Source organism: Mycobacterium hubeiense, from assembly GCF_002838065.1.
GTDB lineage: Bacteria > Actinomycetota > Actinomycetes > Mycobacteriales > Mycobacteriaceae > Mycobacterium > Mycobacterium hubeiense.
In genome coordinates this window covers 31,553-43,673 of sequence record NZ_PIZU01000029.1, presented here as the reverse complement: position 1 = coordinate 43,673, position 12,121 = coordinate 31,553, and the positions used below count along the sequence as shown (strand labels likewise).

Sequence of the window (12,121 nt, the reverse complement as noted above, 5' to 3'; positions counted from 1 at the left end):
GGTAAGACTGAGGCGCAGCCAATGCCGTCCCGAGGGAGTTCCGTCGAAGTGCCCAGCTCGTGAGCACCCCGACCATCGACGCCGGCCACGCCGCCGCTCAGCAACACCGTGGCGGTTTGGCCAAGTGGATCCGCCGGCTGGCCATCCCGATCATCCTCGGTTGGATTCTGCTGGTCGCCGTCCTGAACGTGGCCGTGCCGCAGCTCGAGGTCGTCGGCCAGATGCGGTCGGTGTCGATGAGTCCGTCCGACGCGCCGTCGGTGATTGCGATGAAGCGCGTCGGCGAGGTGTTCGAGGAGTACAAGTCCGACAGCGCGGTGATGATCCTGCTCGAGGGCGACCAGCCGCTCGGCGCGGACGCGCACCGGTTCTACGACGAACTCGTCGACCGGCTCGAAGCCGACACCAAACACGTCGAGCACGTTCAAGACTTCTGGGGCGACCCGCTGACCGAAGCCGGCGCGCAGAGCAGCGACGGCAAGGCCGCCTACGTGCAGGTGTATCTCGCCGGCAACATGGGCGAACAGCTCTCCAACGAGTCGGTGGAAGCGGTCAACGAGATCGTCGCCGGGCTTCCTCCCCCACAGGGCGTCAAGGTCTATGTCACCGGCGGCTCCGCCCTGGTGGCCGACCAGCAGATCGCCAGCGACCGGACCGTCCGGATCATCGAATTGGTCACGTTCGCCGTCATCATCACCATGCTGCTGCTGGTCTACCGGTCGATACGGACCGTGCTGCTCGTACTGGTGCTGGTCTTTTTGACGTTGTCGGCCACGCGCGGCGTGGTGGCGTTCCTGGGCTATCACGAGCTGATCGGCTTGTCGACGTTCGCCACCAACCTGCTGGTCACACTCGCGATCGCCGCAGCGACCGACTACGCGATATTTCTGATCGGCCGATATCAGGAAGCCCGCACGATCGGCGAAGACCGAGAATCGGCCTACTACACGATGTTCCACGGCACCGCGCATGTGGTGCTGGGCTCGGGCATGACGATCGCGGGCGCAACGTTCTGCCTGTCGTTCACCCGGCTGCCCTACTTCCAGTCGCTGGGCGTCCCGCTGGCCGTCGGGATGACAGTCGCGGTGCTCGTCGCGCTGACGTTGGGGCCCGCCGCGATCACCGTTGCCAGCCGCTTCGGGCTGCTGGAACCCAAGCGCGCCATGCGGATTCGCGGCTGGCGCAAGATCGGTGCCCTCATCGTCCGGTGGCCCGCCCCGGTCTTGCTGGGCACGATCGCGCTGTCGCTGGTCGGGCTGCTCACGCTGCCCGGCTATCAGCCCAACTACAACGACCGCAAGTATCTGCCCGCCGACCTGCCCGCCAATCAGGGATTCGCTGCGGCCGAACGGCATTTCTCGCCGGCGACGATGAACCCCGAGCTGCTGCTCATCGAAAGCGACCACGACCTGCGCAACTCCGCGGACTTCCTGGTGATCGACAAGATCGCCAAGGCGGTGTTCCGGGTGCCGGGCATCGGCAGGGTGCAGACCATCACCCGCCCGAGTGGCAAACCCATTGAGTTCTCCACGATTCCGGCGCAACTCAGCATGAGCGGCGTCACGCAGGACATGACCCGCAAGTACATGGAAGACCTCACGGCCAACATGAAGCTGCAGGCCGATGAGATGCAGTCGACCATCGACAACATGAACCAGATGATCGCGCTGATGGAGCAGATGAGCGCGACGACGCACAGCATGGTCGGCAAGACCCGCGTGATGACCGAGGACGTCGCCGAATTGCGGGACCACATCGCCGATTTCGACGACTTCTTCCGTCCGATCCGCAACTACTTCTACTGGGAACCGCACTGCTTCAACATCCCGCTGTGCTGGTCTATGCGGTCGCTGTTCGAATCGATCGACGGCCTGAACCTGATGACCGACCAGATCCAGGATCTGGTACCGGATTTGGAGCGGCTCGACGCGCTGATGCCACAGCTGTTGGCGCTCATGCCCGAAACCATCGAGACGATGAAATCGTCGCGGGACATGATGCTGTCGATGCAGTCCACCCAGGCGGGACTGCAGGATCAGCAGGCCGCGCTGTCGAAGAACCAGTCGGCGATGGGCGATGCGTTCAACGACTCCTGGAACGACGACACGTTCTACCTGCCGCCGGAGATCTTCGAAAACGAAGAATTCAAACGCGGCATGGACAGCTTCATCTCGCCCAACGGCCACGCGGTGCGGATGATCGTCTCCCACGAAGGCGATCCGTTGTCCGCCGACGGCATCGAGCGCATCGACGACATCAAACTCGCTGCGGCGGAAGCCATCAAGGGCACGCCGCTGGAGGGCTCACGGATCTATGTCGGCGGCACCGCGGCCGCATTCAAGGACATGCAGGAAGGCAACAACTATGACCTGCTGATCGCCGCCATCCTCGCGCTCGCACTGATCTTCACCATCATGCTGCTGATCACCCGCAGTCTCGTCGCGGCGGGCGTCATCGTCGGCACGGTGGTGCTGTCACTGGGCGCGTCGTTCGGCCTGTCGGTGCTGGTATGGCAGCACATCTTGGGCATCGAGCTGCAGTTCATGGTGATGGCGATGGCGGTGATCATCCTGCTGGCCGTCGGTGCCGACTACAACCTGCTGTTGGTGGCGCGACTGAAGGAAGAGTTGCCCGCAGGCATCAACACGGCGATCATCCGCGCGATGGGCGGCAGCGGATCAGTGGTGACCGCAGCAGGTTTGGTGTTCGCGTTCACGATGATGTCGATGGTGGTCAGTGAGCTGACGGTGGTCGCGCAGGTCGGCACGACGATCGGGATGGGTCTGCTGTTCGACACCTTGGTGATCCGCGCGTTCATGACGCCGTCCATCGCGGCGCTGCTCGGCCGGTGGTTCTGGTGGCCGCAGGTGGTGCGGCCGCGGCCGGTGCCTTCGAGGTGGCCCGCGCCGCGCGCATAGGCGATGCGGGACAATCGCGTCCACTATGACCGACAGCGACGGCTCGACCCCGCGGTGGCGCCACATCGTGCGGCTCGCGCTGTTCGCGGCGTTCCTGTTGGGGCTGTTCTATCTGGTGGCCGGCACGGACGTCGTCGATGTCGAGGATGTCCGGCGCACCGTTGCGGCGACGGGACCGGTGGCGCCGCTGACCTACGTCGTGGTCTCGGCGGTGCTGGGGGCGATCTTCGTCCCGGGACCGATTCTGGCGGCGGGCAGCGGCGTGCTCTTCGGGCCGGTGCTCGGGTTGTTCGTCACACTCGGCGCGTCGGTCGGCACCGCGGTCATCACCGGTCTTGTCGGGCGCCGCGCCGGCCGCGACAGTGCACGCGCACTGCTCGGATCCGAACGCGCGGAGCGCCTCGACCGGCTGATCGAACGCGGCGGCCTGTGGGCCGTCGTCGGTCAGCGGTTCGTCCCGGGCATCTCCGACGCGCTGGCGTCCTACGCATTCGGCGCGTTCGGAGTTCCGTTGTGGCAGTTGGCCGTTGGCGCGTTCATCGGCTCGGCGCCACGGGGCTTCGTCTACACCGCGCTGGGCGCGTCGATCGCTGACCTGTCATCGCCGCTGGCGTTCGCGGCGATCGCGGTGTGGTGCGTGACGGCGATCATCGGGGCGTTCGCTGCGCATCGCGGCTACCGGCATTGGCGTCGACTGACGTAGAGAGCAGCGACGCGCGCCGGGTCGCCGTGCCCGCCGCAGCTATGGACAAGCACGCGATCACCAGGCAGACGATGGTGTACCAGAGGCTGCCGACGGGATCGCCGTCGGCGGTGAGGCCGTCGACAGCTCCGAAGTACGCCGGCAGAGCCGTCACCCACAGCACCGTCATGACCGCGAGATACACCGCGGCGTAGCGCAGGATGAGCGGATTGCTGTAGGTGACATCGACGGGGTTGCGGCGAATCGTCGACCACTGCCGCACGAGCACCGCTATCGCCACCACGCTGAGCACGACGAGCTCGGCGGCATAGATCACCCCCGCGACGGTGGTACTGCCCGAAACGGATCCACCGATCGTGGCGGGCATCGGCAGCACGGCGGTGCCGATCGACGCCAGAATGCCGACGACGACAGTGCGCCACAGGATCTCGATACCCGTGAAGGTCCTGCCGTCGTCCACGTGGCGGCCGACGAAGAGCTGGACACAGAACGCCAACGACATCGGCCACAAGGCCGCGAACACGACAACGCTGGGCAGCGGCACCGAATCGAAGAACGGCTGGTTCATCGGATGGTCCAACGTCCATTCCCACCACCGCAGCTGCGGTCCGAGGTGGTCGAAGATCTCGTAGAACGCGTGGTGGACGAACCCGACGCAGACCGCGCCGATGAGCACACCGTAGCGGCGGAAGACGCCGAGCATCCGAACGATTTCAAACGCCACTGTCGCCATCATCGGATAGATCGCGATGATGTAGAGCGGTAGCCGCCCCCACAGGAAGTCGACGGTGAACACGTTGTGCGCAAACATCGTGTCGACGTACTCGCTGATGCCGAACGCCCCTGGAAAATACAGTGGCGGTTCGATGATCAGCAGATAGGCGATGGCGCCGAACCAGAGCACCAGATTGGTTGGGTCGTTGTGACGGCGCCATCTGGTGATCGCGTAAACGAGGGCAAGCACCGCGCCGACGATCACGGTGATCTCCAGGACCGGCAGCGTCCAGTTCTCCAGTCCGAACGGACTGCGGAACTCCACGAGGCCGCCGGCGGTATCGCACGAAAAACCCAGCCGCGCCGCAAGATCGGCGAATGTGGGGGTACACAGATCAGACATGTGCGGTGTCCACCTTCTGAGAAGCGGTGTACCACTGGGTGACGTCATAGCCGGCCTCATAACGGGCGAACCACTCGTCGGCCAGTGCGGGCAGCTTCTCGTGTGCGGGGTTGTGTCCTGGGATCTGACTACGTACGACGCCGGTCAGCGCCGTGAGCTGCTCACGAATGGGCAAGTGAGAGAAGGCGTTTTCGAATGGCCCGTCGTCGGGAACGTTGAAGAACGGAAGCCGTTGCATCAGCGCCTTTTTCCTTGCCTGCATGCCGAACATCGACAACGCGTCGACCTTGCGCTCCTCCAGCGGAACGTGCTTGTTGAAGCCCTCGCAGGCCATCCGTAGCACCCCCCACACGTGCTTGAAGATCGACGGCGCCACCCGCATGCGATACCAGGGATCGTCGACCACAGCGTCGTAGATGATCAATGCCGAACTGCGGTGCTCGACTTCTTCGACAAAGTGCCACAGGAAAAGCGATGCCACCCGATCGTCACCCGGCGCGAACAGGGTGTCGTCGTGATCGAGCATCAGTTTGAACACCGGGGTGAACGTCGCCTCAAGATCGGCGGTATAGGCCAGCCGGTACTTCAGTGGTGTGTTGGCGGTCAGGTCGTCGAATGCCGCGATCACCTCGTCGAGGGTTTCCTTGAGCCCCGGGTAGCTCTTGATCAGCCCCTTTGCGTGCTGGCGGTGGGCCATGGCGTGCTGGCCCTCCTGTCGCACGAACGCCTGGGCTTCCTCGGCGACCGCGGGGTCGGTGATCAACGGCATCGCCTCAGGGATCATCTGACCGATCATCTTCTCGAACGCAATGGCCAGGAACGACACCGCGTTGGCCATGCTCGAGAACGCCGGGTTGGTCTCGTTCCACAGGAACGGCACGCGGTGGTCTGCGAACGCAAAGCGCATCTTGCGCACTATCAGCTCGGTCATTGAGTGCCCTCGTTCGAGTAATCATACAGTTGCTGCAATCAATGTATGATTACTTTACGAGCCGTGGACTGTCAACAATGGGCGATATCCTCCAGGAATGTCGCTGGCCAAGGAGCCAAACTGTGGCGCGTAGACGCGGATGGGATGGCCGGCCGCCGGCCAGCGACGAGGAAGCCTCTGCGCGGATTGTCGAGGCCGCGGTCAAGCTCATCTCCGAGACGGGCTCCGATGTCAGCATCGCTGACGTCGCCGCATCACTGGGCGTCATCCGGCAGACGGTCTACCGCTACTTCCCCACCGCCGACGCCCTCATGCATGCCGCGGCCATCGCCTCCGTGGACGGATTCCTCGACCGGCTGGCCGAGTGTGTTCGCGGCATCACCGATCCGGCGGAGGCGATGACTGAAGGCGTGCTGTTCACACTTGAGGAAGTCACTCGCACACCGCATCTGGGCATCATGCTGTCTGAACCGTATTTGCACGCCCACTCCGGCAGCATGACCTCGGACGAAGCACAGGCCTTCGGCATGCGAATGCTCACGCGCTTCGATGTCGACTGGGACAAGTACGGCTACGACGAGTCAGCCCAGCGGGAGCTGGTCGAGTTCACGCTGCGCACGATGCTGTCGTTCTTTGTCGCACCCAATGCGGACCGCGATCGAGATGAGTTGCGGCGCTTCATCAAACGCTGGCTGGGCGGCGCGATCCTGGCTCAGCCCCGCTGAAACACCGCTGGGAGCAACTGATTGAAGATGTCGGCCCGCTCCCACTGCAGGAAGTGGCCGGCACCGGGAATCACCAGCGGACCAATGCGATTGCGAAACGCACGCTCACACTTCGGCACGAAGTCCTCGCCGAGCGCGTGATCGTCCGGGCCGTACAGCACCAGCGTGCGGACGTCGACCGCATCCATGAGTGGAATCTCGGACATCGGACGGCCGTAAGCCAGTTGGTAGGACGCCCAGCCCGCCCGCAGCCGAGCCTCGTCGGCGAACGGTTCGGTCATGAAGTCCACATCGTCTTGGCTGAACGTATACGGCGAACCCCACAGCCGGTTGGTGTACATGGCCGCGACCCACTGCCGCCGCGCCTCCGGGGTGGCCAGCATCGCGGCGAGTTCGTCGGGGAACGCGCCCTGCATCCAGCGGTAGTCACCGGTCGGATCATCGGCACCGGCGACCGAGGCCGGATGCTGCGACCTGATCCCCGAGTCCTGCTCTCCTTCGCCCAGTTCGAGCGCGAGGTTACCGGCGAGCGCATCCGCGACAAGATCGCCGCCAGCAAGCGCAAGGGCATGTGGATGGGTGGCGTGCCGCCGCTCGGCTACGACGTCGAGAACCGGCGGTTGGCGCCCAACGAGCGCGAGGCCAAGATCGTCCGCCACATCTTCCAGCGCTTCGTCGAGCTCGGGTCCTCGACCCTGCTCGTGAAGGAGCTGCGCCTCGACGGCGTGACCTCCAAGGCCTGGACTACCCAAGACGGGCGGGTGCGCGATGGCAAGCCCATCGACAAGAGCCTCGTCTACAAGATCCTCAACAACCGCGTCTACCTGGGCGAGATCCGCCATCGCGATCAGTGGTATCCGGGCGAACACCCGCCCGTCGTCGAGCGCAGGCTGTGGGATGCCGCCCAGGCGATCCTCGCGCAGAACTCGCGTGTGCGAGGCAACAACACCCGCGCCCGGGTGCCGTTCCTGCTCAAGGGGATCGTCGTGGGGATCGATGGCCGGGCGCTCACGCCCTAGTCCACGCGCAAGAAGAACGGACGTATCTACCGCTACTACCTGCCGACGCGGGAGAACAAGGAGCACGCCGGCGCCTCCGGGCTGCCGCGCCTGCCGGCCGGTGAACTGGAGGCCGCCGTGCTGGAGCAGATGCGCCGGGTGCTGCGCGCCCCGGCCATGGTCGCCGGGGTGGCCGAGCGCGCCGCCCGGCTCGACCCCTCCCTGGACGAGGCCCAGGTCACGGTGGCCATGACCCGGCTGGATGCGATTTGGGATCAGCTCTTCCCGGCCGAGCAGCAGCGCATCGTGCGGCTCCTCATCGACAAGGTGATCGTCTCGCCGGACGACATCGAGGTGCGGTTCCGGCCCAACGGCATCGAGGTGCTCGCCCTGGAGCTGCGCCCCGAGCCCGCCCCGGAAACCCTTGAGGAGGCCGTGGCATGAACGAGATCTTGATCGACAAGACCGGCCAGGCCGAGGTGATCACCGCGAGCGACGGCAGCCTCACCGTCTCGGTGCCGATCCGGATCAAGCGGCGCGGCAGCCGCAAGGCGGTGACCCTGCCGGATGGCGAGACCATGCAGCCGCGCCCCTGGGACGACACGCCGACGCCGATCCAGCTCGCGCTCGCCCGCGGCCACCGTTGGCTGGCGATGGTGGAGTCCGGCGAGGCGCGCACGCTATCCGAGGTGGCCGAACGCGAGGGGATGGATCGGGCCTATGTGAGTCGGATGGTGAACCTCACCACCCTGGCGCCGGACATCGTCGCCGCCATCCTCGACGAGACCCTGCCGCCGGAGGTGACCCTGTTCGATCTGGCGTCGGGGACGCCGTTGTTGTGGGAGGAGCAGCGGGATCGGCTCATTGGTACGGTGAAAGCGCGAGTCCCACGCTAAGAAACGGAGGCGAGTCCAGAATCCGTTTTCGGCCTTTGCAGCCAATCGAAGCAGGCAGACGTTCAACACTCCGATTCGCGGGCCGCGAACCGGATGTTAGAGGCAGATTACTCGATGAGAGTCTTGATGGCGTTTGCCGTCTCCCTCAATAGCGCTGAGTCCAGCCCCTTCTGGGCATCCTCGGTCGAGATGAATAAGGTCTTGCCCTCAACGAAGCCATTGCGCGCATACCACTCGCGCTTCCAGTCCCAGCCCCGCTTGTAGTCGGGCCTGCTCAGCATCCCGAGGTGTTCCCAGATGATCAGGTCGCCATCGGCCGTCACGAATGAGAAGTCGGGGCGAAGGCGGCCCGGTGCTGCGGTGCCTTCGCAGACGCGCTCGTACTCGTAAGGGATACCAAGCTGGAACAGCATGTTGGCGATGACCAGCTCCGACTTGCTGCGAACCAGGTGGCCCTTCTCGGTTCGATGGATGAGGTGCTCTGCGAACGGCACAGTGTCGTCAGCGACGCGAATGACGCCCTGGAAGATATTCGTGTTCCGGCGCGCCGTCTCCGAGCGCTCCGGTCGCGTGAGGTCGAAGAGGACCGTTGCGTCGTCGCCCTCGATGAGGAGCACGAGCTGCTCGCGTGAGCGCGTCAGCGCCGTGTAGACGAGCTCACGCGAGAGCAGCCTGCAGTTCTTCGGTAGGATGACGAAGACCTTCTTGAACTCGCTGCCTTGCGACTTGTGCACGGTGAGTGCGTAGGCCAGCTCGAGGGGCGCGTAGCCGTCGGAGAACTGGTTGGGCCAGTAGTCGAAAGTGAGGTTCGGCCGTCCGGCAAATACGCCTTTGAGCATGTTTTTCACCTTCGCGATCAGTGCCACCTCGCCGTTCGCGATGTAGTGCTCCTCGGTTGCTCGATCGCTCCAGTTGTACGCCTTGCGGCGTTGGTTCGTGGTCTGGATAACCTTGTCCTTGGCTACGATGCTCTCGTCGCCAAGACTGACGCCCCATGCGGTCGACGCCGCTTCGAGTTCCTTCGCCCGGAACTGTCGCTGCACCCACCGGTTGATGTCGTACACGCCGTGCGGGTGCATCCGAACCGGGGACAGGATCTGCCAACGTTCTGAGCCCTCCGGCGCATCGAAGGGCACCCAGCCGCGATCGTCGAGCCCGAGCGAAGCGTCGAAGCCCGCCACGTCGCTGCCATTCTTCAGCCCGAGGTGTTTCTGAAAGGTCTGGAGCAGTTGCGAGCGTAGCTCGCCGGGCGTCTTCCAGAACACGATCTCGAGGTCGTTGAATTTCTCGCCGAGCTCGAGATCGCTGAGAACGCGATCCGCATCGACGGGCTGCTGCTCGCGCGTGAACCATGATGCCAGGCGCAGCGCGTCCGACGCCGCGGAGGCCGCAGCCGCTGCGCGCACCTCGACGGTGAGCCGAGCGAGGGCGTGCCCCAGGGGTGAACCGTCATCGCTCTGCGCATCGGTGGTTTCGAGATACGAGACGAGGTCGGCGAACGGGCGACCCACGCCGATTGGTGGAAGCTGGTTCGGGTCGCCCACCAGGATGAGTCTCTGCACGTGGGCGAGGTCGAGCGCCTCCAGCACCGCGACGAGATCGTCCATCGTCAGCATCGAGCACTCGTCGATGACGACGGTTTTCTCCTTCCGATACTTGTCCTTGCCGTCGAACTTCGGTCGCTGGCGGGCGCCGTCGTACCGACCGAGCCGGTGAAGGAACTGTGCGACGGTCATCGCCTCGGCATTCGTCGCCTTGCCGAGGCGCACGCGCGCCTTTCCGGTCGGCGCGAGAAGGAGGATGCCGTCCTTCGTGAGTGCCTCGGACAACATCAACGCACCCATGACCGACGTCTTGCCCGTGCCGGCCCGGCCGACGAGAACGCTCAGCCGTCGAGACAGCAGCCGTTCGAGCGCAACCGCCTGTTCCTCGATCGCCTGGCGATGCAGCTCGTTCCTCTTGTCGAACTTGCCGCCTGCCTCCGAGATCGCGGTGACGAGCAGCTTCTGCCAATCGGCCTTCACGGGGGCAGCAGGCTTGCCGGCGCGCTTGCCCAGGACCGAGCGGAGTCGATCCTCACGTCCCTTCAGCTCCGTGAGCTGCAGCGCAGCGGTCGATGTAGCGCCGGCGCCGGCGACATCCACGAGCTCGATGACGCCGGATAGCGTGCTGCGGTTCGTGTTCGGCCAGTCCGAACCGATCACGCAAGGGTGAATAAGGTCCAGCGAGCCGACGCGCTGCAGCGCCTCGGGGACGCTCAGGAGCGCGTCGCCGTTCTCCGATGCTTCACGCAGCACCGCGACCAGCGCGGCGCGAAGACGTCGCGCGTCGTTCGGCGAGCCCACCTTCGAGGGTTCCGGGACTGGGTGCTTTGCTGCAATGGTCGCGTCAGGGAGCAAGCCGCGATCAATGAGCCCCACGGACACCGGCGAATCGTTCCAGTCGCCGAGGTCCACTTCGCTCATCCGATACGGGTTCGCGAGGATCTCCTCGTCGCTCACCTTCGCGGCCGTGCCCTTGGTTCTCTCCTTCGGGTCGAACCAGCGAAGCGCCTGCGCCGACGTGAGCGCGAACCGCGACAGCAGCTTGAGCAGAGCGCGGCGCTCGTCAGGGAGGCTTGTCCACGTCTCTCGGATTGCCTCCAGATCGTTCGCATAGGCCGGCTGCGGCGGCTTCTGTTTCCCTCGGAGGATCGCATCCACGGTCGGCCACGGGTCGGCGTCGGCCTTGACCATTTCCGACGACCGCAATTCCAGCGCAAGGGCTGTGCCGAGTCGCATCCCGAGTGCCTCAAGGGCGGGGCCGAGTCCAGGGAACGGCCCTCGGTCTTGCCATGCCTGCGCGATCTGCTGGTTGAGCCACTCCTCGCGGCGCTCCCACGGCCCTTTCGCGATCCCGTGCTCTCGAATCTTGCGCACCGATTCGAGGCAACGGACCAGCGTCGACAGTGCGATGTCGGCAGGTGCCAGCTCCGCGGCGTAGGAGAAGACGCGAACGTGTGCCGGGTCGGCGGGCACCGCAATCTCTCGTAGGAGGCGTTCACGCCGAGCGTCTTCAGCGGCGTCGCCTGTCGGCTCGAGGTAGTCGTGGTACGGGAGCAGGAAGCCGTCCTCTCCGTCGGGTCGGATGGTGTGCCGAATGAGCAGGTCCCACATGAGGTGCGTGGGCTTCGTCTTTGTGACGTCGTAGGCCTTCGGCTGTGCGACTGTCGCGATCCTCCCGACGCCCATCACGAGCCGCGAGATGGTGTCGCCGAGCGGCTGACCCTCCTTGCAGTAGAAGAACACCAGCGACCGCTCTGGCGTGAGCCTGCTCGAGAACAGCTTGAGGATCGCCTCCTGTCGCTCGCGGCCGAAGACCCAAGGACTCGCGAACGGGGACTCCTCGTCGGGCGGAAGCGGTGTCGGAAGCCGTTCGTCGATCACCGCCTGCTCGCTACGGAGCATCCACGCGAACGGCACCACGAACGTGGCGTAGGACGGGACCCTGACCAGCGTCGGCTTGAGGTGGCCGTGCGTCTCCTCGGCTTTCTTGATGCCGGCGTAGGGGTGAACGAAGCGCCGCGACCACTCATCTTCGTTCATGAACGCGCCCGACTCGGCCTTGCACGCGGGCAGCTCGTCCGGGTCCAGAGTGCTCCATCGCTTCCCTGCCAGAGCATCCTCACGGGCGTCATCGCGCTCCAGGCGGATGCGGTCGAGAGCCGCGCAGAAAGAATTGCAGGAAGGCTTGCGGCAGACGGCTCCATTCCAACGCGAATCGTGCCAAGCAACACGTGCAGTGAGGTGGAACATGGGCTGTTCACTCTTCCTGGGTCTGACAGTGGTTACACG

10 protein-coding genes are annotated in these 12,121 nt (G+C 64.9%); 6 read left to right on the top strand and 4 right to left on the bottom strand.

All coding sequences use genetic code 11. The features are described 5' to 3' along the window. Positions 1 to 59 precede the first annotated feature (59 nt). Complete coding sequence (locus tag CWS39_RS20160) at positions 60 to 2,918, top strand: MMPL/RND family transporter (RefSeq protein ID WP_199178217.1); 2,859 nt, start codon at positions 60 to 62, stop codon at positions 2,916 to 2,918. Between the two features lie 25 nt (positions 2,919 to 2,943). Beyond that, complete coding sequence (locus tag CWS39_RS20155) at positions 2,944 to 3,621, top strand: TVP38/TMEM64 family protein (RefSeq protein WP_102144694.1); 678 nt, start codon at positions 2,944 to 2,946, stop codon at positions 3,619 to 3,621. Here CWS39_RS20155 and CWS39_RS20150 read toward each other — a convergent pair. Then, a complete protein-coding gene (locus CWS39_RS20150; RefSeq protein ID WP_102144693.1) occupies positions 3,566 to 4,738 on the bottom strand; it encodes a hypothetical protein in 1,173 nt (390 codons plus the stop codon). The genes CWS39_RS20155 and CWS39_RS20150 overlap by 56 nt on opposite strands. Next, positions 4,731 to 5,669 carry a metal-dependent hydrolase gene (locus CWS39_RS20145; RefSeq protein WP_102144692.1) on the bottom strand — a complete coding sequence of 313 codons (939 nt, stop codon included), beginning with the start codon at positions 5,667 to 5,669 and terminating at the stop codon, positions 4,731 to 4,733. Before CWS39_RS20145 ends, CWS39_RS20150 begins: the two co-directional genes overlap by 8 nt. A gap of 122 nt (positions 5,670 to 5,791) precedes the next feature. Here CWS39_RS20145 and CWS39_RS20140 point away from each other — a divergent pair, with 122 nt between their 5' ends. Continuing rightward, positions 5,792 to 6,394, top strand: a complete 603-nt coding sequence (locus CWS39_RS20140) for a TetR/AcrR family transcriptional regulator (RefSeq protein ID WP_102144691.1) — start codon at positions 5,792 to 5,794, stop codon at positions 6,392 to 6,394. On the opposite strand, the gene CWS39_RS20135 is transcribed toward CWS39_RS20140, so the two are convergent. Further along, complete coding sequence (locus CWS39_RS20135) at positions 6,382 to 6,810, bottom strand: alpha/beta fold hydrolase (RefSeq protein WP_199178216.1); 429 nt, start codon at positions 6,808 to 6,810, stop codon at positions 6,382 to 6,384. The genes CWS39_RS20140 and CWS39_RS20135 overlap by 13 nt on opposite strands. 48 nt (positions 6,811 to 6,858) lie before the next feature. Between CWS39_RS20135 and CWS39_RS29250 the strand changes: the two genes are divergently transcribed. The 3 genes from CWS39_RS29250 to CWS39_RS20125 all read left to right on the top strand — a co-directional run bounded on the left by CWS39_RS29250 (position 6,859) and on the right by CWS39_RS20125 (position 8,288). Next, entirely contained in the window at positions 6,859 to 7,413 is a 555-nt protein-coding gene (locus CWS39_RS29250; protein WP_199178215.1) for a recombinase family protein, read from the top strand. Between the two features lie 117 nt (positions 7,414 to 7,530). Further along, positions 7,531 to 7,836 carry a hypothetical protein gene (locus tag CWS39_RS29245; protein WP_199178214.1) on the top strand — a complete coding sequence of 102 codons (306 nt, stop codon included), beginning with the start codon at positions 7,531 to 7,533 and terminating at the stop codon, positions 7,834 to 7,836. Next, positions 7,833 to 8,288: a hypothetical protein gene (locus CWS39_RS20125; protein WP_102144690.1), complete on the top strand. Its 456-nt coding sequence runs from the start codon at positions 7,833 to 7,835 to the stop codon at positions 8,286 to 8,288. The genes CWS39_RS29245 and CWS39_RS20125 overlap by 4 nt, the downstream gene beginning before the upstream one ends. 107 nt (positions 8,289 to 8,395) lie before the next feature. On the opposite strand, the gene CWS39_RS20120 is transcribed toward CWS39_RS20125, so the two are convergent. Continuing rightward, positions 8,396 to 12,082: an AAA family ATPase gene (locus CWS39_RS20120; RefSeq protein WP_102144689.1), complete on the bottom strand. Its 3,687-nt coding sequence runs from the start codon at positions 12,080 to 12,082 to the stop codon at positions 8,396 to 8,398. Positions 12,083 to 12,121 lie beyond the last annotated feature (39 nt).

Bases quoted from the DNA above. Each gene is read 5' to 3' on its own strand.
- CWS39_RS20145 (WP_102144692.1), bottom strand. From the start codon at position 5,669: ATGACCGAGCTGATAGTGCGCAAGATGCGCTTTGCGTTCGCAGACCAC.
- CWS39_RS29250 (WP_199178215.1), top strand. From the start codon at position 6,859: ATGCTGCGACCTGATCCCCGAGTCCTGCTCTCCTTCGCCCAGTTCGAG.
- CWS39_RS20125 (WP_102144690.1), top strand. From the start codon at position 7,833: ATGAACGAGATCTTGATCGACAAGACCGGCCAGGCCGAGGTGATCACC.
- CWS39_RS20150 (WP_102144693.1), bottom strand. From the start codon at position 4,738: ATGTCTGATCTGTGTACCCCCACATTCGCCGATCTTGCGGCGCGGCTG.
- CWS39_RS20135 (WP_199178216.1), bottom strand. From the start codon at position 6,810: ATGCAGGGCGCGTTCCCCGACGAACTCGCCGCGATGCTGGCCACCCCG.
- CWS39_RS20120 (WP_102144689.1), bottom strand. From the start codon at position 12,082: ATGTTCCACCTCACTGCACGTGTTGCTTGGCACGATTCGCGTTGGAAT.
- CWS39_RS20155 (WP_102144694.1), top strand. From the start codon at position 2,944: ATGACCGACAGCGACGGCTCGACCCCGCGGTGGCGCCACATCGTGCGG.